Raw genomic sequence first — 25,339 nt, forward strand, 5'->3', positions numbered from 1 at the left:
GCCTATCCACCGAGCAATCGGGCTTCACAGGCCTCGATGGCTGCCAGCGGCCCCGACACCCGGACGGTGTCCCCTGCATGCAGCGTGGTGTCGGCGTCGACCTCCAGTTCGCTGCCACCGCGCTGCAGTCCCTGGAACTCCACTCCCAGCTGTTCCAGGCCAAGGTCATTGACCGTGCGACCACAGGCGTGGGCGTCAGCCCCCAGGTTCACCGCATGCATCAGCACCTTGGGCTGGCCCTGGCTGCCCAGCAGGTTGGTCTGCGCACCATGGTAGAAACCACGCAGCAGCTTGTAGCGACTGTGCCGTACTTCGTTGACCCCGGCCTGCACCCGCTGCTCCTCGACCCCGAGCATGATCAGCGCATGGGAGGCGAGCATCAGGCTCGACTCCAGCAGCTCCGGCACCACCTCGTTGGCGCCAGCTTCCTTCAACTCCGCCAGTTGGCTGTCGTCGCGGGTCCGGACCAGAATCGGCACCGTGGCGCTGAGCCGCCGGGCCTCCTTGAGCACCTGCAGGGCGATGTCGGTCTTGTCCACCGCCACTACCAGCAGGCGTGCCCGTTCCAGGCCCACGGCGCCCAGCAGGTCGCCACGGCGCGAGTCGCCGTAGTGCACGCAACTTTCCCCGGCAGCGGCTTCACGGACCCGCACCGGGTCATCGTCGAGGGCAACGAAGGGCTGCTGTTCGCGGCGCAGGAAACGGCCGATGGACTGGCCGACACGACCGTAGCCGCAGATCACCACATGCCCGTGCAACTCGGCGTTCAGCGCACTGATTTCTTCCAGGTGGGCTTCCTCGTTCGGCTTGCGGTGCAGGCTGGCGGCGATACGCGGCGCGGCGCGCAGCAGCAGCGGGGTCATGACCATGGAGCAGAAGGTCGCCGCCAGCAACGGTCCGCTGATCTCGGCAGGCATCAGCTGGTTCTGTTGCATCTGCGCCATCAGCGCGAAGCAGAACTCGCCGCCCTGGGCCAGGGCCAGGCCGCTGCGCCAGGCGGTTTCGGCATCGCTGCCGCGACTCTTGACCAGTAGCGCCACTACTGAGCCCTTGATCAGCAGCAAGGCCAGGGTCAGCCCCAGAATCAGCAGGCCATGATGGGCGAACAGTTGCAGGTCGATCAGCATGCCGATACTGACGAAGAACAGGCCCAGGAGAATGTCGCGGAACGGGCGGATATCGGCCTCGATCTGGTGACGGTAGTGGCTTTCCCCCAGCAGCATGCCGGCGAGGAACGCGCCCAGGGCCGGTGACAGCCCCAGCAGGTGGGTCAGCCAGGCGGTCAGCAGCACGATCACCAGGGCCAGCAGCACGAACAGCTCCGCCGAGTGCGACGCGGCGACCTCATGGAACAACCGGGGCAGCAACCAGCGGCTGGCCAGCAGGAGGCCAACGAACAGCACCACGGTTTTGCCCAGGGTCAGCGGCAGGGCCCAGTACCAGGCCTGGTCGCTGCTGCCGGCGAACACCGGGACCAGGGTCAGCAGCAGGACCGCGATAACGTCCTGGAACAGCAGCACGCCGATCGCGTTCTGGCCGTGGCTGCTGAAGATTTCCCCGAGGCTGGTCAGTTCCTTGCTGACAATGGCCGTCGAGGACAGGGCCAGCCCCGTCCCGAGCATCAGCGCCGCAGCCAGCGGCATGCCGAAGAACGCCAGCAGGCCGCCCAGTACCGCGCCGGTACAGGCCACCTGCAGGCTGCCGAGGCCAAACACCACGCGGCGCAGGGCAAGCATCTTCGACAGGGAAAACTCAAGGCCCAGGGAGAACAGCAGGAACACCACGCCCAGCTCGGCCAGGTCCGGCAGGGCTTCGTTGTCGTTGACCCAGTCGAAGGCGGTCGGCCCCACCAGCAGCCCGACACACAGGTAGCCCAGCACCGGTGGCAGTTGCAGGCGCCGGAACAGCGCAATCACTACCAGTGACGAGGCGAGAATGATCAACAGATTGGCAAACACAAGCATCTCCGCAACGGTTCGGAAAAAGGCCCGGAAAAGGAACCGGAAAAAAGCCGCGAGTATCTCGCAGGGGGCCAACACGGGGATTGATGGAAATCATCCGCGGGTGGCAATGTCTCATATCTGGCACGGTTCGCTATGCTCAATGCCGGAGTACCGGGGAAAAGGCACGACAACGGAGGAAGCATGGAGCGGCTGTATTCGCTGCAGGGCCTTAGGGGTTTGGCAGTTGTTGGGGTAGTGCTGTTTCATATGGCGGCGGTGGAGCTCAAGTACTCCGGTGGCGATGCGCTGCTGCCGGCACTGGTGGATTTCTTCCAGCTCGGCGTCGACCTGTTCTTCGTCATCAGCGGTTTCGTCATGGTGATCGTTACCCGTGGCCGTTTCCAGGACAAGGTGCAATTCCAGCGCTTCCTGTTCAACCGCGTGTCACGGATCTACCCCAACTACTGGTTGTATTTTTTCATCACCCTGTCGGTGTATCTGGTGTCGCCGGCGCTGGTCAACAGCTCCCACGGCGGCTCCAACCTGCTGATGTCGTTCCTGCTGCTGCCCAACGAACGGGTGTTGCTGGTGATGGTGGCCTGGTCGCTGGTGTTCGAATTGTGGTTCTACCTGGTGTTCAGCGTGCTGCTGGCGTTTCGCGAGCGCTGGTTGTCGTTCCTGCTGCTGGCCTGGGCGGTGGGCCTGGTGGCGTTCAATCTGCTTGGTTCCTGGCAGGACCATGGGCCGGCGCTGAAAATCATCCTGCACCCCTATGCGCTGGAGTTCATCGTCGGCAGCGCCCTGGCGTTGTTCTTCTATGGCCCGCACAGCGCGAAGGTGCCGACGGCGGTGGTCTGGCTGCTGGGTGCGGCGAGCCTGCTGGTGGGGTTCCCGCTGATCCATCACTTCCAGCTGTTCCTGCAGGAAGGGCTGGTGCGGATGCTCACGGTGGGCCTGGTGTTCGGGGCGCTGGTGCTGTCGCTGGTACTGTTGGAACGGCGCCAGCTGATTCGTGTTCCGACGTCGCTGGTGTTCACCGGTGACATGTCCTATACGATCTATCTGTCGCACCTGCTGGTACTCGGAGTGGTCGGCCGGGCCTGGCTGGTGATCGGCAACTGGCCGGGCAGCCTGCTCGACAACCTGCTGTTCGTGGTGCTGATGATGACGGCGGTGTTGTGCTACGGCTGGGTCGGCTATTCGTTTTTCGAGAAACCTGTGCTCGACCGGGCCACCCGCTATTGCAACCATCGTTTCCGCCGCGCTTCGTCGCGTAAATCGTCCGATTCCTTGCCGGAAAGCAGGTGAGTGCCGATGTCCAAAGTTCTCAACGGTAACCTGGATGCACTGAAGGTCTTGCTGGCGGTGTTCGTGGTGGTGCTGCATTGCCATTTCATGGGCGGCAACTACACGCAGGTGGGCTACCTGCTGTGCAACGGGCTGTTCCGGGTCGCAGTGCCGACGTTCTTCGTCATCAACGGCTACTACCTGTGGAAAACCCTGGACGCCGGCCACTCGTTCGCGGTCTGGTTCAAGCGCGGGCTGCTGCTGTATCTGTTCTGGATGCTGGTCTACAGCCCGACCTATGTCAGCCTCGAGGCGTTGCACAGTGTTGGCGGGCTGCTGTGGATCGTGAAACAGTTCGTGATCGGCTACTTCCACCTCTGGTACCTGCTGGGCATGCTCGGCGGCGGCCTGATCCTCTACCTGTTGCGCGGGCGCCCGAGCGTGCTGTTGGCGGTCCTGGCGCTGGGCGCCTTCACCATCGGCCTGGTGCTGCAGTATGCGCGGGTCTATTTCGAGCTGCCCAACGCCTTTCTCCAGCACTTCAACCAGAACGACTACACTGCCCGCAATTTCCTGTTCATGGGCTTTCCGTTCATGGCCCTGGGTTTCCTGTTGGCCCGTCACCAGGTATCGGAGCGCGTGACCCGGACGCAGGTATGCACGGCGTTGGTAGTCAGCCTGTTGGCGGTGTTTGGCGAGGCCTGGCTGAACTATTCGCACCAGGCCGATGCCCGGCAGAACTTCGACTTCCTGCTGTCGTTGCCGTTGATCACGCCGGCGCTCTTCCTGCTGCCGTTCGTGTTCTTCCGTGCCTCCACCAGCAGCCGCAATGCCAAGCTATCCTCGGCGCTGTACTACGTGCACCCGCTGTTTCTCTACGGCGCGCTGTCGCTGGGTATCCCCTACGGCAACGGCATGACCGCCGTGGTGTTGCTGCTGGCGCTGGCGGCGGCGCCGTTGCTGATCCTGCTCAGCCGCAGGCTGCGCTTCGTGCTCTGAGCGCTGTGTCGTCGGCTCGACGGGGGCGGGGGCCAGGCCTAGAATAAGGCTTTCCCCCTGTCCAGGACCCCTTGCCATGCTGCCTGAATGCCAACTCTTCGGCACCTTGGGTTGCCATCTCTGCGAAGTCGCCGAAGCGGTGCTGATGCCGCTGGTGGAGCATGGCCTGCTGGTGGAACTGGTAGACATCGCCGACGACGAATCGCTGTTCGAGGCCTACGGCCTGCGGATTCCGGTACTGCGCCGGGTGGACACCGGTGCCGAACTTGGCTGGCCCTTCGATACCGAGCAGGTCGTGGCCTTCGTTCGCTGAATACGCCTGCGCCCCCCCTCCCGGTCGCTTCTGTTTCATCAAATTGCCCTGGCTTGCACCTGGAAAACGCCTGTGCTTACGTCCAAGCATGACGTTTTGATGCAGCACGCAGCGTGGTGCAGGGAGGAGATGAAAATGAAAGGGAGACAAGTACTGCTGGTCAACCAACTGGGAGGACGCAAGTTTCTCGCCATGTTGGTGGTTGGTATGAGCACCGCCACCCTGACATGGTATGGAAAGATTGATGGCGCAACCTATGCCATGGTGATCCTCGGCACGGTGGGCTCGTTCATCGGCGGCAATGTCTATGGCAAGGTTCACCCCAGGGAGTCATGACCGCTCGCGCGGTGGGGTAATCCGTTGGCGAATTGCGCAAAATTCAGTTACTGTATATTCATACAGTTTTGTCCCGGTGTTGGTGACAGGATGTCCACCACGACATGCGCACCCAGGGATAGAACCAGGAAGATCAAGAGGGTAAAGCATGGTCAATGTCGAACAATTGAAATCCAGCGTGAATCGAATGTCCGCTGATGTGGTGCGTGAAGCGGTGTTGGAGTTGCGGCTCGATGGGCTGGTGACGGAAGGCAAGACGCCGTTCAACAAGCTGCATTTCAACACCTGTTTCGCGGAAATCGAAGCGCTGTTCCAGCGTGCCGGTTATCACCGCCAGCTGGACGTGGTGGGTTACCAGGGGCTGCTTTATGCGCTCTATGATCCGGGGCGCTGGGAAGCGGTGGATGTGCTGCGCTGGCTGAAGGACTACACCGAGGCGGCCAGCGGTTCGCCGCTGCTCAAGAGCCAGGTGGCCGCCGGTTGAGGCGTCGGGACACGATCGATTGACGGGGCGGCGGGGTCTTGCCGGATAATATCGGTCCAGCCCGCCGTTCGAGCCTACGCCATGTCGTCCGCTTCACCTTTCAATGCCGCTGAAAACCAGGCCAGCACCCTGTATTTGCCTCCGGGTAGCTGGTCGACGGTGCTGGACTGCCTCTGTGGGCATTTCACGGCCATCGGTCGCGAGCAGTGGCTCGATCGGATCGCCCGGGGGAGGGTGCTTGATGCCCAGGGGGCACCGATCACCACGCAACTGGCCTATCGTGAAGGGTTGAAGATCTATTACTTTCGCGAGGTACCGAACGAGGCACCGATTCCGGTCACCGAGACGATCCTGTACGCCGACGAGCAACTGGTGGTAGCGGACAAACCGCATTTTCTGCCAGTGACCCCGGCTGGCGAGTACGTCGAGCAGACCTTGCTGCGTCGGCTCATTCGCCGCCTGGACAACCCGAACCTGGTGCCACTGCATCGCATCGACCGGCACACCGCCGGGCTGGTGCTGTTTTCGGCGAACCCCGCGACTCGCTCGGCCTATCAATCGTTGTTCCCTACCCGCAAGATCGATAAGTACTACGAGGCGATTGCCCCGGCCTTGCCTGAGCTGTCCTTCCCGCGGGTACACAGGAGCCGGCTGGTCGACGGCGAGCCGTTTTTCCGCATGTGTGAGGGCGAGGGCGCCAGCAACACCGAGACGCTGATTGAGGTCGCCGAGAAAAACGGTGAACTGTGGCGGTATGCCCTGTCTCCGGTGACCGGCAAGAAGCACCAGTTGCGTGTACACATGGCTGCCCTGGGTGCGGCCATTTGCAACGATCCGTTTTATCCACAGGTGCTCAAGGACGTCGAGGACGATTACGCCAACCCGCTCAAGCTGCTGGCCAGGGGATTGCGCTTCGTCGACCCGGTGACCGGGCAGGAGCGCCAGTTCCAGAGCGAAATCATCCTGCGTTGGTAGCTCGTAATGGCGCGCGGAACATTCGGCTCGTCATGCCGTGGGTGATGTTGACCACCGCGCGCAGGCCGAGCAGGTAGCTGTCGACACCGAACCCGCAGATCTGCCCCATGCTCACGTCGGCCAGCAGCGAGGCCTGGTGCAGGGTCTCGCGTCCATGGATGTTCGACATGTGCACCTCCACCACCGGTACCCTCAGGTCCGCCAGGGCGTCGTGAATGTCGTAGCTGCTGTGGGTCCAAGCCCCGGGGTTGATCAGCACCGCATCCACATGCTCGCGGGCACCTTGCTGGATCCTGGCGCACATCGCGCCTTCATCGTTGGTCTGGTAGCTGATGACCTCGACGCCCAACTCCCTGGCCAGTTTCAGTAAACGGGCATCGATCTGCTTGAGCGTGACACCGCCATGGCGGATCGGCACGCGTTTGCCGAACAGGTCGTGATTGATGCCGTGGAGCATGAGCACTTTCATGATGGGTTCCACCAGCGGACAGGCCCCGAAAGGGGGGACACTTACAGGATAGGCTTCGGCGCCCCATCGTGCCTGGCGTCGACTTTCTACTCGTCGGAAACGACAAAGCCCGCACGAGGCGGGCTTTGCTGGTGATCGCGAAGGGCCTTACAGCTCCTTGACGGTGCGCACCTGATCCTTGTTGATGCGGGTGTTCTTGCCGTCCAGTTGCTTGAACTCATAGAAGCCCGACGAGGAATCATACTTCGGAGTGTCCACCGCCTGGATCTCACGCCCGTCGTTCAGGGTGATCACGGTTGGCGTCGAGCAACCGGCGAGGGTGGCCAGGCCCACAGTCAGCATGAGTGCGGCGAGGGTCCGTTGGGTCATGGTGCTTCTCCAGAAAGAGTACGGATGGATTACGAATCAGACGACAGTATTTTCGGCAAGTTCCTCAGTGCTGTCCATCAAGCCGGCTGTCGCAATGCTGAAGCAACTGCGGAGTATTGAGGTTGGCCAGCCTGGGATCGCCTGCCGGGCACTGCAGGGCCTTGACCTGCAACGGTAGCATGACCTGGCGCGGGCTGCGCTCGCCCGCGACCCAGGCGCGCTCGAAGGCTTCGGCCAGCATCACGGGGATCACGCAGAAAAGCGGCTCCCAATGTTCGCCCTGGCGCACCATCAGCGGCTGCTGCGGATGTTGGCCAGCCAGTTCGAGCATGTTCTGCAGCAATGAACGATCGACCTGTGGCACATCGCAGGGCAATACCAGCAGATGTGGATGACGCGCCACCGCCAGGCCGGCGCGAATTCCGGCCAAGGGACCGGGGAAATCGCGACTGTCGTCCGTCACCAGGCGATCGGCATAAGCCGCGTAGCGTTCCTGGTTGCGGTTGCAGGAAATGATCAGGTCGTCGGTCAGTGGCCGCACCGTGGCATGCAAGTGCGCAATCAAGGGGGCGCCCCGCCACGGCAGCAGGCCCTTGTCCTGGCCGCCCATGCGTTGGCCGCGGCCGCCGGCGAGGAGCAGGATGGAGAAGTCGGTCAGCGGCATGGCAGGGTCTCGAAGGCAGTGATCGTGCAGGTCAGGAGCGCACTTATAACAAGCAACGCTGTGATATAACACCGGGCTGTTTCTCCTACATTGGACCGAGCCTATGAAAGCCAAGGCTGATACCCCTTTTGTACCGCTGAACATTGCGGTCCTGACTGTCAGTGACACCCGTACCTTCGACACCGACACCTCTGGCCAGGTCTTCGTCGATCGCCTGACTGCGGCCGGCCACCACCTCGCCGAGCGAGTGCTGCTCAAGGACGACCTGTATCGGATCCGTGCCCAGGTTGCCACCTGGATCGCCGAGGACGTGGTCCAGGTCGTGCTGATCACTGGCGGTACCGGCTTCACCGGCCGCGACAGCACCCCGGAAGCGGTCGCCTGCCTCCTGGACAAGCAGGTCGACGGCTTCGGCGAACTGTTCCGACAGATCTCCGTGGCCGATATCGGCACCTCCACCGTGCAGTCACGGGCCCTGGCGGGCTTGGCCAACGGCACGCTGGTCTGCTGCCTGCCGGGCTCGACCAACGCGGTGCGCACCGGTTGGGACGGCATCCTCGCTGAGCAGTTGGACTCGCGCCATCGCCCGTGCAATTTCGTCCCTCACCTGAAACAGGCGGCGCCTTGTGAATCCCGCGGGTAAGCCGGGCAAGAGTGGTGCGCTGATTCCGGTCGAAGTGGCCCTGGCCCGGCTGCTGGAGCTGGCCGAGGCGGCACCGATCCGCGAAGCCGAGCGTCTGCCGCTGGCGTCCGCCGAGGGCCGGGTGCTGGCCGAGAACCTGGTCTCCAGCCTCGACCTGCCGCCTTGGCCAAACAGTGCCATGGATGGTTATGCGCTGCGTGTGGCCGATTGGCAGGGTGAGCCATTACCGGTCAGCCAGCGGATTTTCGCCGGCCAGGCGCCGGAGCCGCTGCTGCCCGGCACCTGCGCGCGGATCTTCACCGGCGCGCCGGTACCGGAGGGTGCCGACTGCGTGGAAATGCAGGAAAACGCCGAGGTCCAGGATGACCAGCGCGTGAGTTTCACCCAGCCGCTGAAACCACAGCAGAACATCCGTCCCCAGGGCCAGGAAACCACGGTCGGCGAGCTGGTGATACCGGCGGGGACTCGCCTGGGCCCGGTGGAGTTGGGGCTGGCCGCGTCCTTGGGGTGCGCCGAACTGGCGGTGATCCGCCCGGTGCGGGTCGCGGTACTGTCGACCGGCGATGAGCTGGTCGAACCGGGCCAGCCGCTGGGGCCGGGGCAGATCTACAACAGCAACCGGGTCCTGCTCTGCAGCTGGCTCAAGCGCCTGGGCTGTGAAGTGGTCGATGCCGGTATCCTGCCGGACGATCTGCCGGCCACCCGCCAGCGCCTGGCGGAACTGGGGACTGTCGACCTGATCCTGTCCACTGGCGGTGTATCGGTCGGCGAGGCGGACTTCCTGGGTATTGCCTTGCGCGAAGAAGGTGAACTGGACCTGTGGAAGCTGGCGATAAAACCCGGAAAGCCGCTGACCTTCGGGCATTTCCGTGGCGTGCCAGTGATCGGCCTGCCGGGTAATCCGGCGTCGACCCTGGTGACCTTTGCCCTGCTGGCGCGGCCCTACCTGTTGCGTCGCCAGGGTGTGCAAGAGGTCGAGCCGTTGCGCTTCCAGGTGCCGGCGGGTTTCGTCTGGCCCAAGGCCGGTAATCGCCGCGAGTACCTGCGTGCGCGGATGGAGAATGGCCGGGCGATCATCTACCGCAACCAGAGCTCCGGTGTGCTGCGCAGCGCGGCGTGGGCCGAAGGGCTGGTGGAAGTGCTCGAAGGGACGACGCTGGTGGAAGGGGATTGGCTGAATTTCATTCCCTTGAGCGAAGTGCTCGGCTAGGTTCAAGAGCTTCGCGGGCAAGCCCTGCTCCTACAGTCCTGTGATCGTACGCTGAGTTTGCATATGACACATGACCTGTAGGAGCAGGGCTTGCCCGCGAAGGCGTCCTGAAAAACACCACGAATGGCTTGAAAACCAAGCAAGCGCTAGGTAAGTTCTCTGGGACTTCCCAGGGAGCTTGCCGATGTCTGCCTTTCAGGAATACTTCGATCCCGGCCACCAATTGGTGCGCGACAGTGTCAGGCGTTTCGTTGAACGGGAAATCCTCCCCGACATCGACCAATGGGAAGAGGCCGAAAGCTTCCCCCGCGAGCTCTACCTCAAGGCCGGCGCCGCCGGCATTCTCGGCATTGGCTATCCCGAAGTCCTGGGCGGCAGCCACGAGGGTGATCTGTTCGCCAAGGTCGCGGCCAGCGAAGAGTTGATGCGCTGTGGCTCAGGGGGGCTGGTGGCAGGCCTTGGCTCCCTGGATATCGGTTTGCCTCCCATCGTCAAATGGGCACGCCCCGAAGTCCGCGAGCGAGTGGTTCCCGCCGTATTGTCCGGAGAGAAGATCAGCGCCCTGGCGGTGACCGAGCCGGGCGGCGGATCGGATGTCGCCAACCTGCAGACCCGCGCGGTGCGCGATGGCGACTGCTATCGCGTCAGTGGCAGCAAGACCTTCATCACCAGCGGCGTGCGCGCCGATTACTACACCGTGGCCGTACGCACCGGGGCGCCGGGTTTCGGCGGCATCAGCCTGTTGCTGATCGAAAAGGGCACGCCGGGTTTCACCGTTGGTCGGCAGCTGAAGAAAATGGGCTGGTGGGCGTCGGATACCGCCGAACTGTTTTTCGACGATTGCCGGGTTCCGCTGGGCAACCTGATCGGTGCCGAGAACATGGGCTTCGCCTGCATCATGGGCAATTTCCAGAGCGAACGCCTGGCCCTGGCGATCATGGCCAACATGACCGCCCAACTGGCGCTGGAGGAAAGCCTGAAATGGGCGCGCGAGCGCGAAGCCTTCGGCAAGCCCATTGGCAAGTTCCAGGTGATCCGGCACCGGCTGGCCGAGATGGCCACGGCATTGGAAGTGTCACGGGAATTCACCTATCGCCAGGCGGCGAAGATGGCGGCGGGGCAGAGCGTGGTCAAGGAAGTGTCGATGGCGAAGAACTTCGCCACCGACACCGCCGAACGGATCACCCACGATGCGGTGCAAATCCTGGGCGGCCTCGGCTACATGCGCGAGAGCCTGGTGGAACGGTTGTATCGCGACAACCGTATCCTGTCCATCGGCGGTGGTACCCGTGAAGTGATGAACGAGATCATCGGCAAGCAGATGGGGCTCTGAACCCTATTTTTCCGACAGCGAGAACTGGGTCAGGCAGTAGGTTGGCACGTTGAGGTCGTTCAGCCGCTGGGAGCCGCCCAGTTCCGGCAGGTCGATGATCGCCGCGGCTTCGAACACCTGCGCGCCCATGCGGCGGATCAGGTTGGCAGCGGCGATCAGGGTGCCGCCAGTGGCGATCAGATCATCGAACAGCAGCACCGAGTCGCCTTCGCAGAGGCTGTCGGCATGTACTTCGAGGAACGCTTCGCCGTATTCGGTCTGGTAGCCTTCGGACAGCACATCTGCCGGCAACTTGCCCTGCTTGCGGAACAGGATCAGCGGCTTGTTCAACTGGTGGGCGATGATCGAGCCGATCAGGAAACCGCGGGCATCCATCGCGCCGATGTGGCTGAAGTCGGCTTCGACATAGCGGTGGATAAAACTGTCGACTACCAGCCTAACCGCCCGTGGCGATTGGAACAGTGGCGTGATGTCGCGGAAGATCACCCCCGGTTTCGGAAAGTCGATAACCGGGCGGATCAGGGATTTGATGTCGAAGGTGTCGAAAGCCATCGTCGCGGGTTTCCTGGAAAGCTGTAGGCGTCCAGTATACCCGCGACGGCCCCTGGTGGCCTGTGCGAATTAGCCGCACAGGCCAATCGGTCAGCTTTCCAGCGATCCGCCGGCGAGGGCGCAGAGCTGGATCGGATCGAGGATGTGCACTTCCTTGCCCTCGGCGGCGATCAGTTCGCTGCCCTGGAAACGGGTGAACACCCGCGACACGGTTTCCACCGCCAGGCCCAGGTAATTGCCGATCTCGTTGCGCGACATGCTCAGGCGGAACTGGTTGGCGGAGAAGCCGCGCGCGCGGAACCGTGCGGAGAGGTTGACCAGGAACGTGGCGATCCGCTCGTCGGCGGTCTTTTTCGATAACAGCAGCATCATCTGCTGGTCGTCGCGGATTTCCCGGCTCATCACCCGCATCAGCTGGCGGCGCAACTGCGGCAGTTGCAGGGCCAGTTCGTCGAGGCGCTCGAAGGGGATCTCGCAGACCGAAGTGGTTTCCAGCGCCTGGGCCGACACCGGGTAGGTCTCGGTGTCCATGCCCGACAGCCCGACCAGTTCGCTCGGCAGGTGGAAGCCGGTGATCTGTTCTTCGCCGCCGTCGCTCAGGCTGAAGGTTTTCAGTGCGCCGGAGCGCACGGCATAAACGGAGCCGAAGGTATCGCCCTGGCGAAACAGGAATTCGCCTTTCTTCAGCGGGCGTCCGCGTTTGACGATTTCGTCCAGCGCATCCATGTCTTCCAGATTCAGTGAAAGTGGCAGGCAGAGGGGCGCCAGGCTGCAATCCTTGCAGTTGGCCTGGCTGTGGGCACGCAGCTTCACGGGCTCGGACATTTCTTAAATCCTTGTGGGAAATCACACATAAGGCGTAAGGGTACCCCAGCAAGGCTTGTTCAGGCCAGCCTGCGCCAAAATGGCGCACCCCCTGTTCAAGTTGTGCGTATCAATGTCGATACAAAATAAAATAATTCAATGCATGGAGCATTCGACATGACCGTGATCGGCAATTCCCCCTTGGCTTATAGCGTCAGCGATATCCCTGTCAGCCCGGACAGCCGGACCGCAGCAGCGGCGGCGGCGACGAAGGCCAGCCGCGCCGAGCCCGACAACGCTCAGGCCAACGCAACCGAACAGCAAACACCCACGGCACCCGAAGGCGTCAAGGTCAGCCTGTCCGCGGAGGGCAAGCAGAAAGCGGGTGACCCCATCATGTTCGGCTCCAGCTCCGAGGAGTATGGCGATATCGAGGAAAGCGGCCTGCCGGGCAGGACCCAGTCGATGATCAAGAACATCCGTGACCTGCAGCGCAAGATGGCGCAGCTGCGGGCAGAGCTGGAAAAGATCCGCAACGACAAGGACCTCGACCCCGAGATCGCCCAGATCAAGATCGCCAACGTCACGGCGGCCCTGAGCGGCATCAGCGCCGCCCTGGTCAAGGCCAATGGCGCGCTGGAGAGGGTCATGGACCAGGACTCCCTCGGCCAGGACGCCCGCAAGCTGGCGCAGCAACTGGCGGCGCCGCCTAGATGACCCGGGAGAACCGCTGGCGGTTCTGCTGTTCCAGGTAGGCATCGAACACCATGCACACCGAGCGTACCAGCAGCCGTCCGGCCGGCAGGACGGTGAGCCGCTCGTTGTCCAGCTCGATCAGGCCATCGGCGGCCATGCCCATCAGGCGTGGCCACAGGTCGGCGAAGTAGCCGCGGAAATCGATGGTGAACTGCTGCTCGATCCGGGCGAACTCCAGGCTGAAGTTACAGATGATCTGCTGGATCACTTCCCGGCGCAGGCGGTCATCGGCGTTGCACAGCAGGCCGCGGCTGGTGGCCAGTTGCGCGCTGGCGAGGGTGTTCTGGTACTGGTTCAGGTCACTACTGTTCTGGCAGTACAGGTCGCCGATCTGGCTGATGGCCGATACGCCCAGGCCAATCAGGTCGCAATGGCCATGGGTGGTGTAGCCCTGGAAGTTGCGCTGCAGGGTCGACTCTTCCTGGGCGATCGCCAACTCGTCGTCCGGCAGGGCGAAGTGATCCATGCCGATGTAGCGGTAGCCGGCGGCGGTCAGTTGCTCGATGGTGCGATGGAGCATTTCCAGCTTGTCGGCAGGGGCGGGCAGTTCGTGGCTGTTGATCCGCCGCTGGGGCAGGAAACGCTCGGGCAGATGGGCGTAGTTGAAGACCGAGAGACGGTCCGGCTGCAGGTTGATCACTTCGTCGACGGTGCGGGCGAAGTTCTCCGGGGTCTGCTTGGGCAGGCCGTAGATCAGGTCGATATTGATCGAGCGGAATTGCAGGGTCCGCGCCGCCTCGATCACCGCACGGGTTTCATCCAGGCTTTGCAGGCGATTGACCGCCCGCTGGACGTTCGGGTCGAGGTCCTGCAGGCCAATGCTGATCCGGTTGAAACCCAGTTCGCGCAGCAGGCCCATGGTCGACCAGTCGGCCTCCCGCGGGTCAATCTCGATACCATAGTCGCCGGAGTCGTCATCCAGCAGGTTGAAGTGCTGGCGCAGCCGCGCCATCAACTGGCGCAGTTCGTCATGGCTGAGAAAGGTCGGCGTGCCGCCGCCAAAGTGCAACTGCTCGACTTTCTGGTTCGGGTCGAGGTGGCAGGCCACCAGCTGGATTTCCTGCTCCAGGCGTTGCAGATAGGGCTGGGCGCGGCCGCGGTCCTTGGTGATGACCTTGTTGCAGGCGCAGTAGTAGCAGATGTTCGCGCAGAACGGCACGTGCACGTACAACGACAGCGGACGCGAGGCCTTGCGGCTGTCACGCAGGGCATGCAGCAGGTCGAAGGTGCCGACCTGGCTGTTGAATTGTACGGCGGTGGGGTAGGAGGTGTAGCGCGGTCCCGCCAGGTCGTAGCGGTGGATAAGATCAGAATCCCAACGAATGGCGTCGAGCATGCGGGCGTTCCCCCGGATTGGCTGCAATGCCCGGAGTCTAGGGGGATCGCGGGTGCGGCATGTTGACTTGTATCAACGGCGGCCTGGGCTGTTCCGGGTCAGAGGGCAACAGGCCCACATCAGGTGTCGGCGCGGGCTCTTGTGGCGAGCGGGCTTGCCCGCGCTGGGCTGCAAAGCAGCCCCAAAACCTGCCACCACGTTGTGTCAGGTACAACGCGGCGACAGCTCTTGGGGGCGCTGCGCACCCCAGCGTGGGCAAGCCCGCTCGCCACACAAATATCCCAGCCTGTTTGGCCGAAATCTGGCTCAGTGGCCCATCAACCAGTGCTGGTGCGGGCCAGGCAGGGTCCACAGGCCGAACAGCATTACCAGCAGGCCGCCGCCCAGGCGAACGCTACGTTTGCGCAGCAGCGCCGTCACTCGCTCCGCTGCCAGTCCGGTTGCCAGCAGCACCGGCCAGGTGCCCAGGCCGAAGGCCAGCATCAGCAGCGCACTGTCGAGCGCGTTGCCACGGCTCGCCGCCCACAGCAGGGTGCTGTAGACCAGGCCACAGGGCAGCCAGCCCCAGAGTGCGCCGAGCAGCAGTGCGCGGGGCAGGCTCGATACCGGCAGCAGGCGATTGGCGAGCGGCTGGATATGCCGCCACAGGCCACGGCCAAGGTTCTCGATGCGGGTCAGGCCGCTCCACCAGCCCGCCAGGTACAGGCCCATGCAGATCAACAACAGGCCGGCCAGCACCCGCAACACCGTCGCCGCCGGGCTGCTGGCCACTGCCCAGCCGGCCAGCCCGGTCAGCAGTCCGGCCGCCGCGTAGCTGAGTACCCGTCCGAGGTTGTAGGCCAGTAAAAGGCGCAGGCGTCGCGCGCGTTGCTCCTTGGGAATCGCCAGGGTCAGGGCACCCATCAGGCCACCGCACATGCCCAGGCAGTGGCCACCGCCGAGCAGGCCGAGAATGACCGCCGAAACCAGCAGTGGCGCCAGCTCAAGCATGGGGTGGCGTGCGCCGGTCGCGCTCGTCGGCCGTGCCGTCGGCTTCGTCGATGGCGGCCTTGTGGTTCGGGTCCTGGTCGTCGAACAGGATGCTGTGGGCCGGCCCGTCCAGGTCGTCGTACTGGCCGCTGTCCACCGCCCAGAAGAAAATGTAGACGGCGATGGCGACGATCAGCAGTGCTGCCGGAATCATCACGTAGAGTGCTGGCATCTTTACTCCAGGCCCGCTCGGCTCAGGCCGGTTGCGGGCGGGTCTCGGTCAGGGCGTGGTCTGCCTTCGGGCCGGGCAGGCGGGTCAGCCGCAAGGCATTCAGGACCACGGTCAACGAACTGATGGACATGCCGACTGCCGCCCACACCGGCGTGATCCAGCCGAGGGCGGCGAACGGCAACATGAGCCCATTGTACAGCGCCGCCCAGGCCAGGTTCTCGATGATTACCCGGCGGGTCCGGCGGGCCAGGGTGAAGGCCTGCACCAGCGCGTCCAGGCGATTGGACAGCAGTACCGCGTCGGCGCTGGTCTTGGCCAGTTCGGTGGCCGAACCCATGGCGACGCTGATATCGGCCGCCGCCAGCACGGGCACGTCGTTTACCCCGTCACCGAGCATCAGCACCTTGCGACCTTGCTGCTGCAATTGTTTGAGTACCTGCAACTTGTCATCCGGGCTCAAGCCGCCACGCGCTTCGTCGATGCCCAGTTGCCTGGCGACATCGGCGACCATCGGCGAGCCGTCGCCGGACAGCAGCAGGGTCCGCCAACCGCGGGCCCGGCAAGCGTCGAGCAGGGCCGGGGCGTCATTGCGCAGGCGGTCGTCGAGGACGAACCAGGCCAGTGCGCCCTGTGTGTCGCCCAGCAGCAGCCACTGCCCGCTGGCAGCGGGCGCCGTCGGCAGGGCGCAGCCACTGAGCGCGCAGACGAAATCCGCCTGGCCGATTCGCAACTGTCGCTCGCCAACCCGTCCTTCGAGGCCGCGTCCAGGCGTGCTCAGCACTTCCTCGGCCGCTTGCGGGGCGCGGCCGAAGGCCTTGGCGATCGGGTGCTCGGAGCGGTTCTCCAGGGCGGCGGCGAGGGCCAGGCAGGTTTCGCTGTCCAGCGTTGCCAGCGGGTGAATGGCCCGCAACGCCAGGCGGCCCTCGGTCAGCGTGCCGGTCTTGTCGAAAATCACCGTGTCGATCTGGTTCAGCCCTTCCAGCACATGCCCGCGGGTCAGCAGCAGGCCGAGCTTGTGCAGGGTGCCGGTGGCCGCAGTGAGAGCCGTGGGAGTGGCCAGCGACAGGGCGCAGGGGCAGGTCGCTACCAACATGGCCAGGACGATCCAGAACGCCCGTTGCGCGTCGACCTGCCACCAGAGCAGGCCGATGGCCGCAGCCGCAATCAGCGACAGCAGCAGGAACCACTGCGAGGCGCGGTCGGCGATCTGTGCCAGGCGCGGCTTTTCGCTCTGGGCCCGCTCCAGCAGGCGGACGATGGCCGACAGCCGGGTGTCCTGGCCGAGGGCAAGAATCTCCACCGTCAACGCGCCTTCGACGTTCAGCGTGCCGGCGGTGACCCGGTCGCCTGGGCCGCGCGCTTGCGGCAGGTACTCGCCGGTCAGCAGCGATTCATCGATGCTCGACTGGCCCTGGAGAATCCTGCCGTCCGCCGGCAGCACCGCGCCCGGATGTACCAGCACATGGTCGCCTAGGCGTAGCTCGTCGCGCAGGATCCGTTCGCTCTGGCCATCCGGTTGCAGGCGCAGGCAGGAAGCCGGCAGCAGGTTGACCAGTTGCGCGGTGGCCGCCGCCGTGCGCTCGCGGGCTCGGCGCTCCAGATAACGACCGGCCAGCAGAAACAGCGCGAACATGCCCACCGCATCGAAATACAGCTCGCCGACGCCGGTGATCGAGGTCCAGATCCCCGCGCAATAGGCGCTGCCGATGGCCAGCGAGACCGAGACGTCCATGGTCAGGTGGCGGGTGCGCAGGTCGCGCAGGGCGCCGCGAAAGAACGGCGCGCAACTGTAGAACACGATCGGCGTGGTCAGGAACAGCGCGACCCAGCGCAGGATGACATGCAGTTCGGGACTGAGGTCGATGTTGAATTCCGGCCAGGTCGCCATGGTCGCCATCATCGCCTGGAACCACAGCAGGCCGGCCACGCCCAGTTGGCGCAGGGACTTGCGGTTCTCACTGGCCAACTGTTCGCTGGCGCGATCGGGTTGATAGGGATGCGCGGCGTAGCCGATCTGCCGGAGTTCGGCCAGTAGCGAGCTCAGTGGCAACTGGCTGTCGGTCCAGCTGACGTGCAGGCGGTGATTGGATAGGTTCAGCCGCGCTTCGGCCACCGCCGGCAACTGGCGCAGGTGCTTTTCGATCAGCCAGCCGCAGGCCGCGCAACTGATGCCTTCAATCAGCAGGGTGGTTTCGGCCAGTTCGCCGTCGTGGCGGACGAAGGGCTGTTGCACGTCGGCACGGTCGTACAGGGCCAACTCATCCGGCAATTGCACCGGCAGGGCATCCGGGTTGGCGGAGGTCTCGCTGCGGTGGCTGTAGTAGTGTTCCAGGCCGCCGGCGACGATGGCCTCGGCCACGGCCTGGCAACCCGGGCAGCAGAACTCGCGCGTCTCGCCCAGCACTGCGGCGGTGAAGCGGCTGCCCGAAGGAACGGGCAGGGCGCAGTGGTAACAGGGGAGTGGAGTGGTCATGTCGATGTGGATTGATCAATTCCGGTGAGACTTTGGGGTGTTCAGTCTCTCATTATGAGGGAGTTTTTGTGGCGAGCGGGCTTGCCCGCGCTGGGACGCACAGCGGCCCTGAAACCTGCCACCGCGTTGTGCCTGACACGACGCGCAGCTGATGTTGGGGCTGCTCTGCAGCCCAGCGCGGGCGAGCCCGCTCGCCACAGAAGCGCTACAGCAACCGACTCGCTACTCTCAGTTGTCGAGGTCTTCGGCACCCTTGAGCGGTTCGTCGCCCAGCAGCAGGTCGCGATCCTGGCTGACCTGCTCTTCCTCGAACAGGCGCCAGGTCTTGTCGGCCTGGGTACCCAGCAGCTCGACGAAGCGCCGGCCTTCGATCCGGTCGCTCAACTGGCCGATGTAGCGGCCCTGTTCGGTCTGGCTGCGGTTGAGGCTGATCCTGCGATCCTTTTCCGGTTGGGTCGGCGAGATCAGGTTCAACTCCAGGGTTGCAGGATTGCTGTCACCGCTCAGGCGCAGGTCGACTTCACCGGTCACTTCGTCGAAGTGCACGTTGGCGCGCATCTTCAGCGACTGGGCGCGCAACTCGCGGTCCAGCGAACGGTTGATGCCCTTGCCGGCCTCGTAGTAGTTGTCGTTGACCAGGTTGTCCGGGTTCTTCACCGCGATGGTCACCATCGACAGGGTCAGGGTCACCGAGCAGGCCAGGATACCGATGATGATCCAGGGCCAGAGGTGCTTGTACCAGGGACTGGTGGCAGTTGCGACGGACATTATCGTGGATTCCCCTAGCGGATTTGCGGGCCGATGAACCGGCTCTTGGCTTCGATATGGACACTGTCGTCATCGGCATCCTTGAGGATGAACTTCACCTCGTTGGTGCTTGACGGCAGTTGTTCGGGAGCGCTGGACAGTTCGACCGGCATGCTGAAGATCTCCCCGGCCGCCACGCGGATTTCGCGCCGCCCCTGCAGGCGCAGGTCCGGCAGGCCAGCGGCGTCGAGCACGTAGGTGTGGTCGCGCTGGTCCTTGTTCATGATCTTCAGGCTGTAGACGTTTTCGATCCGGCCCTCGGCGTTCTCGCGGTAGAGCACGCGGTCCTTGCTGACGTCGAAGCCGACCAGCGAACGCATGAAGAATGCGGTAACCAGCAGGCTGATCATTGCCAGCAGTACCACCGCATAGCCAATCAACCGAGGGCGCAGCATGTGGGTCTTCTGCCCGGACAGGTTGTGTTCGGTGGTGTAGCTGATCAGGCCGCGTGGGTACTCCATCTTGTCCATGATGCTGTCGCAGGCGTCGATGCAGGCGGCGCAGCCGATGCACTCGACCTGCAGGCCATCGCGGATATCGATGCCGGTCGGGCAGACCTGCACGCACATCGTGCAGTCGATGCAGTCACCGAGGCCCTGGGCCTTGTAGTCCGCGCCTTTCTTGCGCGGGCCACGGCTCTCGCCACGACGCGGGTCGTAGGAGACGATCAGCGTGTCCTTGTCGAACATCACGCTCTGGAAACGGGCATAGGGACACATGTAGATGCACACCTGCTCACGCAGCCAGCCGGCGTTGCCGTAGGTGGCCAGGGTGAAGAACCCGACCCAGAAATACGACCAGCCATCGGCCTGGCCGGTGAAAAACTCGATCACCAGTTCGCGGATCGGCGAGAAGTAGCCGACGAAGGTCATGCCGGTGGCGAAGCCGATCAGCAGCCACAGGCTGTGCTTGCTGAACTTGCGCAGGAACTTGTTCGCGCTCATCGGCGCCTTGTCGAGCTTGATGCGCTGGTTGCGGTCGCCTTCGGTAACTTTCTCGCACCACATGAAAATCCAGGTCCAGACGCTCTGCGGACAGGTGTAGCCGCACCAGATGCGCCCGGCGTAGACGGTGATGAAGAACAGGCCGAAGGCGGCGATGATCAGCATGCCCGAGAGCAGGATGAAGTCCTGCGGCCAGAAGGTCGCGCCGAAGATGAAGAACTTGCGCTCCGGCAGGTTCCACCAGACTGCCTGGTGCCCGCCCCAGTCCAGCCAGACGGTGCCGAAGTAGAGCAGGAACAGCAGGGCGCCGCCCGCCATCCGCAGGTTGCGGAACAGGCCGGTGAAGGCACGGGTGTAGATTTTTTCGCGTGAGGCGTAGAGGTCGACAGTGTTGCTCTGTTTCTTGGCAGGCGGAGTAACGTCGTGTACCGGAATCTGATTGCTCATCATTGCATCCCACGGCAGGGGGAAAATGTCTCGGTCAGTACATGCCGACCGTGATCGGATAGCTGGTTGAAGCTTACTGCAGTGGCCCAATGATACGCCTCTGGTCCGGCTCATCGGGTGCGACCTTTGGTCGCGTTGGGTGAAGGCCTGGAATGGTGTAGCGAATGTAACAAAGGGTGACGCAGATCAATTGACTATAGGTCAAACCCGTGGATGGAACCGGGCGATTCCAGCGGTTTTGCGGGCGCGCCGCAATGAACAAGGCCCCGCCAGTCTGCACGGGCGGGGCCTTGGAGGGCGCGGCAATCCGGGGCTTATTCGGCGGGCTTGTCGTTACCGTGGGACAGGCTGTAGACGTAGGCGGCCAGCAAGTGGACCTTGTCGTTGCCCTGGGTCTGCTCCTGGGCAGGCATCTGGCCCTGGCGGCCGTAACGGATGGTCTGCTGCAGTTGTGCGAAGCTCGAACCGTAGATGAACGCGGCCGGGTGCGTCAGGTTCGGCGCACCCATGGCCGGGGTGCCCTTGCCCTCCGGCCCGTGGCAGGCCACGCAGTTGGTGGCGAACAGCTTCTGGCCATTGGCCGGGTCGGCCTTGGTGCCTTCCGGCAGCTTGCGCCCGTCGAGGTTGGTCAGCACGAAGGCGGCGACGTCGGCCACGCCCTGTTCGCCGATCACCTCGGCCCAGGCCGGCATGACCGCATGGCGACCGCCCATGATGGTCTGCTTGATGGTCTGCGGGTCACCGCCCCAGCGCCAGTCTTCGTCGGTCAGGTTAGGGAAGCCGTAGGCCCCCTTGGCGTCGGAACCGTGGCACACCGAGCAGTTGGAGGCGAACAGCCGGCCACCCATCTTCAAGGCTTTCGGGTCCTTGGCCACCTCTTCGATTGGCATGGCGGCATATTTGGCGAAGATCGGCCCGAACTTGGCTTCCGACCGGGCCATTTCCTTTTCCCACTCGTGTACGCCGGTCCAGCCGGCCTGGCCGTTGGCGAAGGGGGTCTGCTTCTCGTTGTCGAGGTAGTTGTAGCCTGGCAACACGCCTTTCCAGTTGCCCAGGCCCGGGTAGAGCACCAGGTAGCCGAGGGCGAAGACGATGGTGCCGACGAACAGCATGAACCACCACTTCGGCAGCGGGTTGTCGTACTCCTCGATCCCGTCGAAGGAATGGCCGACGGTTTCGTCGGTCTGCTCGGCGCGCTGGCCCTTGCGGGTCGACAGCAGCAGCCAGGTCAGCGCGAAGATGGTACCCAGACTGAGGACTGTGACGTACAGACTCCAGAACGTAGTCATTCTTTGTTACTCCTAGAAGCTTGCTCGACGTGCTTGATGGCTTCGGGATCGTCCGCGAAAGGCAGCAAGGTCGCGTCTTCAAACTCCGACTTGCGCTTGGGGCTGAACACCCACAAGGCCAGGCCGACAAAGGCCACCATCACCACGACGGTGCCCAGGCCACGAATCATCCCGATATCCATGAACAATCACCGTTTGCTTTTGATGATGGTGCCAAGGCCTTGCAGGTAGGCCACCAGTGCGTCCATTTCGGTCTTGCCCTTCACGGCATCCCTGGCACCGGCGATGTCTTCGTCGGTGTAGGGCACGCCGAGCGTGCGCAGGACTTCCATTTTCTTCGCGGTGTCCTTGCCGTCGAGCTTGTTTTCCACGAGGAACGGGTACGCCGGCATTTTCGACTCGGGCACCACGTTGCGCGGGTTGTACAGGTGCGCCCGGTGCCAGTCATCGGAGTAACGCCCGCCGACACGGGCCAGGTCCGGCCCGGTACGCTTGGAACCCCACAGGAACGGGTGGTCCCAGACGCTTTCACCGGCCACCGAGTAGTGCCCGTAGCGTTCGGTCTCGGCGCGGAACGGCCGGATCATCTGCGAATGGCAGCCGACACAACCGTTGGCGATGTAGATGTCGCGGCCTTCCAGTTCCAGCGCGGTGCGGGGTTTCATGCCTTCGACCGGCTTGTTGGTGACGTCCTGGAAGAACAGCGGGACGATCTGGGTCAGGCCGCCGATGCTCACGGCGATGACCATGAAGAAGGCCAGCAGGCCGATATTCTTCTCGACTACTTCGTGCTTCATCAGTGGGCTCCAACGACAGCGATCTGAGCGGCGGCTTCAGCTTCAGCCGGGTTCGAGGCGCGAACGGTACGGAAGGTGTTGTACGCCATCAGCAGCATGCCGCTGGCGAAGAACGCCCCGCCCAGTGCGCGAACGATGAAGCCGGGGTGACTGGCTTGCAGCGCTTCGACGAAGGAGTAAGTCAGCGTGCCGTCGTCGTTGATCGCGCGCCACATCAGGCCCTGGGTGATGCCGTTGACCCACATCGAGGCGATGTAGAGCACGGTGCCGATGGTGGCGAGCCAGAAGTGCGCGTTGATCAGGCCGACACTGTGCATCTGGTCACGACCGAACAGCTTCGGAATCATGTGGTAGACCGCGCCGATGGAAATCATCGCCACCCAGCCGAGGGCGCCGGCGTGGACGTGGCCGATGGTCCAGTCGGTGTAGTGCGAGAGCGAGTTGACGGTCTTGATCGCCATCATCGGGCCTTCGAAGGTCGACATGCCGTAGAACGCCAGGGACACCACCAAAAAGCGCAGGATCGGGTCGGTGCGCAGCTTATGCCAGGCGCCCGAGAGAGTCATCATGCCATTGATCATGCCACCCCAGCTTGGCGCCAGCAGGATGATCGACATGGCCATGCCCAGCGACTGGGCCCAGTCCGGCAGGGCGGTGTAGTGCAGGTGGTGGGGGCCGGCCCAGATGTACAGGGTGATCAGTGCCCAGAAGTGGACGATGGACAGGCGATAGGAGTAGATCGGGCGTTCGGCCTGTTTCGGCACGAAGTAGTACATCATCCCGAGGAAACCGGTGGTGAGGAAGAAGCCCACTGCGTTATGCCCGTACCACCACTGGATCATCGCGTCGGTCGCACCCGAGTAGGCCGAGTAGGACTTGAAGAAGCTCACCGGCAGCGAGGCGTGGTTGACGATGTGCAGCATCGCGGTGACGACGATGAAGGCGCCGTAGAACCAGTTGCCGACATAGATGTGCTTGGTCTTGCGCTTGACGATGGTGCCGAAGAACACCAGGGCATAGACCACCCAGACGATGGCCAGCAGGATGGCCAGCGGCCATTCGAGTTCGGCGTATTCCTTGGTGGTGGTGTAGCCCAGCGGCAGGGTGACCAGGGCGCCGATGATCACCGCTTGCCAACCCCAGAAGTGGAAGGCTGCGAGGCTGTCGGAGATCAGTCGTACCTGGCAGGTACGCTGCACGACGTAGTAGGAAGTGGCAAACAGCGCACAACCACCGAAGGCGAAAATCACCAGGTTGGTGTGCAGTGGGCGCAGGCGTCCAAAACTCGTCCACGGCAGACCGAAATTCAGCTCCGGCCAGACCAGTTGAGAGGCAATGAATACACCGAGCCCCATGCCCAGGATCCCCCAGACCACCGTCATGATGGCGAACTGGCGGACTACCTTATAGTTATAAGCCGTCTGACTTATTGCTGTGCTCATTCTAAGGTTCCACGGTTTGGATATAGTTATTAGGGGTGAAAATCGGCCGCAAGTATGGATAAAGAGTAGGGTCATTGCAACGCGCCATGACCTGGGTCAATACCGTGCGACGCTGATTCTGCGGCCTTTCCATGCTCGGTGTAGGGTCAAAACGCGCCCTCGCGAAAACCGTGGCCTAGCGGTTGGCGAGGGGTTGCGGATTGATCGAGGTTTGGAAAGCTTAGTACCGATTCCCGGGAGTGGGTAGGCGGACTGAAAGGGAGGTGCGACACTCGGTCGCGTAGTGGCGGGGAACTGCCGCATCCTGATCGATGCGGCAGGAAATATCCGGTATTTATTGAGCTTTGTTTTCTCCTTGACTGCCATGGGAGAGGCTGTACACGTAGGCGGCCAACAACTGCACCTTATCGTTGCCGAGCAGTTCGCTCTGGGCTGGCATATGGCCCTGGCGACCGTGGCGGATGGTCTGCTGCAATTGCGCCAGGCTGGTGCCGTAGATGAATGCGGCAGGCGTGGTCAGGTCGGGTGCGCCCATGGCCTGGGTGCCCTGGCCGGTGGCACCGTGGCAGGCGACGCAGTTGGTGTTGAAGGTCTGCTGGCCGGCGGCGAGGTCGGCACCGTTGCCTTCTGGCAGGGGCAGTTTGCCCAGGCCGTGACGCACGTAGGCGGCGACGTTGCGCACGCCATCCTCGCCGAGGATTTCGCCCCAGGCCGGCATGGCCGCGATGCGCCCTCCCATGATGGTGGCCTTGATCGTGTCGGCACTGCCGCCCCAGCGCCAGCTGTCATCGGCCAGGTTCGGGAAGCCATAGGCGCCCTTGGCGTCCGAACCGTGGCAAACGGCGCAGTTGGAGGCGAACAGGCGTCCGCCCATTTTCAGCGCCTGTGGGTCCTTGGCCACTTCTTCCACGGGCATCGCCGCGAACTTGGCGAAGATCGGGCCGAACCTGGCGTCGGCCTTGTCCATTTCCTTTTCCCACTCGTGAACGCCGGTCCAGCCGTTCTCGTAACCGGGCAGGATGCCTTTCCAGTTGCCCAGGCCGGGGTAAAGGACCAGATAGCCGACGGAGAACACCAGAGTCCCGGCGAACAGCATGAACCACCACTGCGGCAGCGGATTGTCATACTCCTCGATGCCGTCGAAGCTGTGGCCCATGGTCTGGTCGACGCTGCCCTTGGTCTCGCCCTTGCGCGTGCCGATCAGCAGCCAGGTCAGGCCGATCAGGCTGCCGATGGTCAGTACGCAGATGTACGTACTCCAGAAGGTGGTCATGGCCGATTGCTCCTTGTGGCAGGGTCTTGTTCAGGTGTTTCGGGCAATGGATCGTCGGCGAACGGCAACATGCGCGCCTGGGCGAACTCCGGATTGCGCTTGGCGTTGAACACCCAGATGGCGAGGCCGACGAAGGCGATCATCACCACCAGGGTGCCGAGGCCGCGGATCATTCCGCTACTCATCTCCATGG

The 25,339-nt window shown here is 63.4% G+C and carries 28 protein-coding genes; 10 read left to right on the forward strand and 18 right to left on the reverse strand.

Features of this window, described 5'->3' with window-relative positions; all coding sequences use genetic code 11:
* Nucleotides 1–2: 2 nt before the first annotated feature.
* Nucleotides 3–1,958: a monovalent cation:proton antiporter-2 (CPA2) family protein gene (locus AC6I6U_RS13255; protein WP_497882376.1), complete on the reverse strand. Its 1,956-nt coding sequence runs from the start codon at nucleotides 1,956–1,958 to the stop codon at nucleotides 3–5.
* Nucleotides 1,959–2,144: 186 nt separating this feature from the next.
* On the opposite strand from AC6I6U_RS13255, the gene AC6I6U_RS13260 reads away from it, so the two are divergent.
* The 6 genes from AC6I6U_RS13260 to AC6I6U_RS13285 all read left to right on the forward strand — a co-directional run bounded on the left by AC6I6U_RS13260 (nucleotide 2,145) and on the right by AC6I6U_RS13285 (nucleotide 6,337).
* Nucleotides 2,145–3,251: an acyltransferase family protein gene (locus tag AC6I6U_RS13260; protein WP_497882377.1), complete on the forward strand. Its 1,107-nt coding sequence runs from the start codon at nucleotides 2,145–2,147 to the stop codon at nucleotides 3,249–3,251.
* Nucleotides 3,252–3,257: 6 nt separating this feature from the next.
* Nucleotides 3,258–4,229, forward strand: a complete 972-nt coding sequence (locus AC6I6U_RS13265; protein WP_497882378.1) for an acyltransferase family protein — start codon at nucleotides 3,258–3,260, stop codon at nucleotides 4,227–4,229.
* A gap of 76 nt (nucleotides 4,230–4,305) precedes the next feature.
* Nucleotides 4,306–4,542: a glutaredoxin family protein gene (locus tag AC6I6U_RS13270; RefSeq protein ID WP_497882379.1), complete on the forward strand. Its 237-nt coding sequence runs from the start codon at nucleotides 4,306–4,308 to the stop codon at nucleotides 4,540–4,542.
* Nucleotides 4,543–4,677: 135 nt separating this feature from the next.
* Nucleotides 4,678–4,878, forward strand: a complete 201-nt coding sequence (locus AC6I6U_RS13275; RefSeq protein WP_026145429.1) for a hypothetical protein — start codon at nucleotides 4,678–4,680, stop codon at nucleotides 4,876–4,878.
* A gap of 148 nt (nucleotides 4,879–5,026) precedes the next feature.
* Nucleotides 5,027–5,362, forward strand: coding sequence for a hypothetical protein (locus AC6I6U_RS13280; RefSeq protein ID WP_054058809.1), 336 nt, complete (start codon nucleotides 5,027–5,029; stop codon nucleotides 5,360–5,362).
* Between the two features lie 81 nt (nucleotides 5,363–5,443).
* Nucleotides 5,444–6,337 carry a pseudouridine synthase gene (locus AC6I6U_RS13285; RefSeq protein WP_497882380.1) on the forward strand — a complete coding sequence of 298 codons (894 nt, stop codon included), beginning with the start codon at nucleotides 5,444–5,446 and terminating at the stop codon, nucleotides 6,335–6,337.
* Here the strand turns inward: AC6I6U_RS13285 and AC6I6U_RS13290 are convergent.
* The 3 genes from AC6I6U_RS13290 to mobA all read right to left on the reverse strand — a co-directional run bounded on the left by AC6I6U_RS13290 (nucleotide 6,321) and on the right by mobA (nucleotide 7,839).
* Nucleotides 6,321–6,806, reverse strand: coding sequence for a type II 3-dehydroquinate dehydratase (locus AC6I6U_RS13290; protein ID WP_497882381.1), 486 nt, complete (start codon nucleotides 6,804–6,806; stop codon nucleotides 6,321–6,323). The two genes, AC6I6U_RS13285 and AC6I6U_RS13290, sit on opposite strands and share 17 nt — an antisense overlap.
* Nucleotides 6,807–6,953: 147 nt before the next feature.
* The gene (locus AC6I6U_RS13295) at nucleotides 6,954–7,175 is read right to left on the reverse strand and encodes a YgdI/YgdR family lipoprotein (RefSeq protein ID WP_010447001.1); all 222 of its coding nucleotides are present in this window, start codon (nucleotides 7,173–7,175) and stop codon (nucleotides 6,954–6,956) included.
* Nucleotides 7,176–7,239: 64 nt separating this feature from the next.
* Nucleotides 7,240–7,839: a molybdenum cofactor guanylyltransferase MobA gene (gene mobA / locus AC6I6U_RS13300; RefSeq protein WP_497882382.1), complete on the reverse strand. Its 600-nt coding sequence runs from the start codon at nucleotides 7,837–7,839 to the stop codon at nucleotides 7,240–7,242.
* 103 nt (nucleotides 7,840–7,942) lie between these two features.
* Between mobA and moaB the strand changes: the two genes are divergently transcribed.
* From moaB to AC6I6U_RS13315, 3 genes are all read left to right on the forward strand, one after another.
* Entirely contained in the window at nucleotides 7,943–8,482 is a 540-nt protein-coding gene (moaB, locus tag AC6I6U_RS13305) for a molybdenum cofactor biosynthesis protein B (protein WP_218224995.1), read from the forward strand.
* Nucleotides 8,466–9,692, forward strand: a complete 1,227-nt coding sequence (locus AC6I6U_RS13310; protein ID WP_497882383.1) for a molybdopterin molybdotransferase MoeA — start codon at nucleotides 8,466–8,468, stop codon at nucleotides 9,690–9,692. Before moaB ends, AC6I6U_RS13310 begins: the two co-directional genes overlap by 17 nt.
* 184 nt (nucleotides 9,693–9,876) lie before the next feature.
* Nucleotides 9,877–11,025, forward strand: a complete 1,149-nt coding sequence (locus tag AC6I6U_RS13315) for an acyl-CoA dehydrogenase family protein (protein ID WP_497882384.1) — start codon at nucleotides 9,877–9,879, stop codon at nucleotides 11,023–11,025.
* 3 nt (nucleotides 11,026–11,028) lie between these two features.
* On the opposite strand, the gene AC6I6U_RS13320 is transcribed toward AC6I6U_RS13315, so the two are convergent.
* Entirely contained in the window at nucleotides 11,029–11,577 is a 549-nt protein-coding gene (locus AC6I6U_RS13320) for an adenine phosphoribosyltransferase (protein ID WP_497882385.1), read from the reverse strand.
* Between the two features lie 90 nt (nucleotides 11,578–11,667).
* On the reverse strand, nucleotides 11,668–12,402 hold the full coding sequence (gene fnr, locus AC6I6U_RS13325) for a fumarate/nitrate reduction transcriptional regulator Fnr (protein ID WP_054061459.1): 735 nt from the start codon (nucleotides 12,400–12,402) through the stop codon (nucleotides 11,668–11,670).
* Nucleotides 12,403–12,558: 156 nt separating this feature from the next.
* On the opposite strand from fnr, the gene AC6I6U_RS13330 reads away from it, so the two are divergent.
* Nucleotides 12,559–13,098 carry a hypothetical protein gene (locus AC6I6U_RS13330; protein WP_497882386.1) on the forward strand — a complete coding sequence of 180 codons (540 nt, stop codon included), beginning with the start codon at nucleotides 12,559–12,561 and terminating at the stop codon, nucleotides 13,096–13,098.
* Here the strand turns inward: AC6I6U_RS13330 and hemN are convergent.
* The 12 genes from hemN to AC6I6U_RS13390 all read right to left on the reverse strand — a co-directional run bounded on the left by hemN (nucleotide 13,091) and on the right by AC6I6U_RS13390 (nucleotide 25,337).
* A complete protein-coding gene (gene hemN, locus AC6I6U_RS13335; RefSeq protein WP_497882387.1) occupies nucleotides 13,091–14,473 on the reverse strand; it encodes an oxygen-independent coproporphyrinogen III oxidase in 1,383 nt (460 codons plus the stop codon). The genes AC6I6U_RS13330 and hemN overlap by 8 nt on opposite strands.
* 306 nt (nucleotides 14,474–14,779) lie before the next feature.
* Complete coding sequence (locus tag AC6I6U_RS13340) at nucleotides 14,780–15,463, reverse strand: sulfite exporter TauE/SafE family protein (protein ID WP_497882388.1); 684 nt, start codon at nucleotides 15,461–15,463, stop codon at nucleotides 14,780–14,782.
* Nucleotides 15,456–15,674: a cbb3-type cytochrome oxidase assembly protein CcoS gene (gene ccoS, locus AC6I6U_RS13345; protein WP_497882389.1), complete on the reverse strand. Its 219-nt coding sequence runs from the start codon at nucleotides 15,672–15,674 to the stop codon at nucleotides 15,456–15,458. Before ccoS ends, AC6I6U_RS13340 begins: the two co-directional genes overlap by 8 nt.
* A 22-nt stretch (nucleotides 15,675–15,696) precedes the next feature.
* Nucleotides 15,697–18,147 carry a heavy metal translocating P-type ATPase gene (locus AC6I6U_RS13350; RefSeq protein WP_497882390.1) on the reverse strand — a complete coding sequence of 817 codons (2,451 nt, stop codon included), beginning with the start codon at nucleotides 18,145–18,147 and terminating at the stop codon, nucleotides 15,697–15,699.
* Between the two features lie 228 nt (nucleotides 18,148–18,375).
* The gene (locus tag AC6I6U_RS13355; protein ID WP_497882391.1) at nucleotides 18,376–18,915 is read right to left on the reverse strand and encodes a FixH family protein; all 540 of its coding nucleotides are present in this window, start codon (nucleotides 18,913–18,915) and stop codon (nucleotides 18,376–18,378) included.
* 14 nt (nucleotides 18,916–18,929) lie between these two features.
* Nucleotides 18,930–20,345, reverse strand: a complete 1,416-nt coding sequence (gene ccoG / locus AC6I6U_RS13360) for a cytochrome c oxidase accessory protein CcoG (protein WP_497882392.1) — start codon at nucleotides 20,343–20,345, stop codon at nucleotides 18,930–18,932.
* Between the two features lie 314 nt (nucleotides 20,346–20,659).
* On the reverse strand, nucleotides 20,660–21,634 hold the full coding sequence (gene ccoP / locus AC6I6U_RS13365; protein ID WP_497882393.1) for a cytochrome-c oxidase, cbb3-type subunit III: 975 nt from the start codon (nucleotides 21,632–21,634) through the stop codon (nucleotides 20,660–20,662).
* Nucleotides 21,631–21,816, reverse strand: a complete 186-nt coding sequence (locus tag AC6I6U_RS13370; protein WP_032831505.1) for a CcoQ/FixQ family Cbb3-type cytochrome c oxidase assembly chaperone — start codon at nucleotides 21,814–21,816, stop codon at nucleotides 21,631–21,633. The genes ccoP (AC6I6U_RS13365) and AC6I6U_RS13370 overlap by 4 nt, the downstream gene beginning before the upstream one ends.
* A 6-nt stretch (nucleotides 21,817–21,822) precedes the next feature.
* Entirely contained in the window at nucleotides 21,823–22,431 is a 609-nt protein-coding gene (gene ccoO / locus AC6I6U_RS13375; RefSeq protein ID WP_497882394.1) for a cytochrome-c oxidase, cbb3-type subunit II, read from the reverse strand.
* Nucleotides 22,431–23,873: a cytochrome-c oxidase, cbb3-type subunit I gene (gene ccoN, locus AC6I6U_RS13380; protein WP_497882395.1), complete on the reverse strand. Its 1,443-nt coding sequence runs from the start codon at nucleotides 23,871–23,873 to the stop codon at nucleotides 22,431–22,433. Before ccoN ends, ccoO begins: the two co-directional genes overlap by 1 nt.
* 334 nt (nucleotides 23,874–24,207) lie before the next feature.
* Nucleotides 24,208–25,146, reverse strand: coding sequence for a cytochrome-c oxidase, cbb3-type subunit III (gene ccoP / locus AC6I6U_RS13385; RefSeq protein ID WP_497882396.1), 939 nt, complete (start codon nucleotides 25,144–25,146; stop codon nucleotides 24,208–24,210).
* Complete coding sequence (locus AC6I6U_RS13390) at nucleotides 25,143–25,337, reverse strand: cbb3-type cytochrome oxidase subunit 3 (protein ID WP_275959756.1); 195 nt, start codon at nucleotides 25,335–25,337, stop codon at nucleotides 25,143–25,145. Before AC6I6U_RS13390 ends, ccoP (AC6I6U_RS13385) begins: the two co-directional genes overlap by 4 nt.
* Nucleotides 25,338–25,339: the final 2 nt, after the last annotated feature.

The organism is Pseudomonas sp. UTLPPB19802 (assembly GCF_059730225.1).

What these genes read in the sequence shown, in the direction of transcription:
- AC6I6U_RS13340 (WP_497882388.1), bottom strand. Translation starts at nt 15,463, where the DNA reads ATGCTTGAGCTGGCGCCACTGCTGGTTTCGGCGGTCATTCTCGGCCTG.
- AC6I6U_RS13295 (WP_010447001.1), bottom strand. Translation starts at nt 7,175, where the DNA reads ATGACCCAACGGACCCTCGCCGCACTCATGCTGACTGTGGGCCTGGCC.
- AC6I6U_RS13270 (WP_497882379.1), top strand. Translation starts at nt 4,306, where the DNA reads ATGCTGCCTGAATGCCAACTCTTCGGCACCTTGGGTTGCCATCTCTGC.
- ccoS (WP_497882389.1), bottom strand. Translation starts at nt 15,674, where the DNA reads ATGCCAGCACTCTACGTGATGATTCCGGCAGCACTGCTGATCGTCGCC.
- AC6I6U_RS13290 (WP_497882381.1), bottom strand. Translation starts at nt 6,806, where the DNA reads ATGAAAGTGCTCATGCTCCACGGCATCAATCACGACCTGTTCGGCAAA.
- AC6I6U_RS13260 (WP_497882377.1), top strand. Translation starts at nt 2,145, where the DNA reads ATGGAGCGGCTGTATTCGCTGCAGGGCCTTAGGGGTTTGGCAGTTGTT.
- AC6I6U_RS13330 (WP_497882386.1), top strand. Translation starts at nt 12,559, where the DNA reads ATGACCGTGATCGGCAATTCCCCCTTGGCTTATAGCGTCAGCGATATC.
- ccoN (WP_497882395.1), bottom strand. Translation starts at nt 23,873, where the DNA reads ATGAGCACAGCAATAAGTCAGACGGCTTATAACTATAAGGTAGTCCGC.
- AC6I6U_RS13315 (WP_497882384.1), top strand. Translation starts at nt 9,877, where the DNA reads ATGTCTGCCTTTCAGGAATACTTCGATCCCGGCCACCAATTGGTGCGC.
- AC6I6U_RS13275 (WP_026145429.1), top strand. Translation starts at nt 4,678, where the DNA reads ATGAAAGGGAGACAAGTACTGCTGGTCAACCAACTGGGAGGACGCAAG.
- AC6I6U_RS13320 (WP_497882385.1), bottom strand. Translation starts at nt 11,577, where the DNA reads ATGGCTTTCGACACCTTCGACATCAAATCCCTGATCCGCCCGGTTATC.
- AC6I6U_RS13285 (WP_497882380.1), top strand. Translation starts at nt 5,444, where the DNA reads ATGTCGTCCGCTTCACCTTTCAATGCCGCTGAAAACCAGGCCAGCACC.
- ccoG (WP_497882392.1), bottom strand. Translation starts at nt 20,345, where the DNA reads ATGAGCAATCAGATTCCGGTACACGACGTTACTCCGCCTGCCAAGAAA.
- ccoP (WP_497882396.1), bottom strand. Translation starts at nt 25,146, where the DNA reads ATGACCACCTTCTGGAGTACGTACATCTGCGTACTGACCATCGGCAGC.
- ccoP (WP_497882393.1), bottom strand. Translation starts at nt 21,634, where the DNA reads ATGACTACGTTCTGGAGTCTGTACGTCACAGTCCTCAGTCTGGGTACC.
- moaB (WP_218224995.1), top strand. Translation starts at nt 7,943, where the DNA reads ATGAAAGCCAAGGCTGATACCCCTTTTGTACCGCTGAACATTGCGGTC.
- hemN (WP_497882387.1), bottom strand. Translation starts at nt 14,473, where the DNA reads ATGCTCGACGCCATTCGTTGGGATTCTGATCTTATCCACCGCTACGAC.
- AC6I6U_RS13355 (WP_497882391.1), bottom strand. Translation starts at nt 18,915, where the DNA reads ATGTCCGTCGCAACTGCCACCAGTCCCTGGTACAAGCACCTCTGGCCC.
- AC6I6U_RS13350 (WP_497882390.1), bottom strand. Translation starts at nt 18,147, where the DNA reads ATGACCACTCCACTCCCCTGTTACCACTGCGCCCTGCCCGTTCCTTCG.
- mobA (WP_497882382.1), bottom strand. Translation starts at nt 7,839, where the DNA reads ATGCCGCTGACCGACTTCTCCATCCTGCTCCTCGCCGGCGGCCGCGGC.
- AC6I6U_RS13370 (WP_032831505.1), bottom strand. Translation starts at nt 21,816, where the DNA reads ATGGATATCGGGATGATTCGTGGCCTGGGCACCGTCGTGGTGATGGTG.
- AC6I6U_RS13265 (WP_497882378.1), top strand. Translation starts at nt 3,258, where the DNA reads ATGTCCAAAGTTCTCAACGGTAACCTGGATGCACTGAAGGTCTTGCTG.
- AC6I6U_RS13390 (WP_275959756.1), bottom strand. Translation starts at nt 25,337, where the DNA reads ATGGAGATGAGTAGCGGAATGATCCGCGGCCTCGGCACCCTGGTGGTG.
- fnr (WP_054061459.1), bottom strand. Translation starts at nt 12,402, where the DNA reads ATGTCCGAGCCCGTGAAGCTGCGTGCCCACAGCCAGGCCAACTGCAAG.
- AC6I6U_RS13280 (WP_054058809.1), top strand. Translation starts at nt 5,027, where the DNA reads ATGGTCAATGTCGAACAATTGAAATCCAGCGTGAATCGAATGTCCGCT.
- ccoO (WP_497882394.1), bottom strand. Translation starts at nt 22,431, where the DNA reads ATGAAGCACGAAGTAGTCGAGAAGAATATCGGCCTGCTGGCCTTCTTC.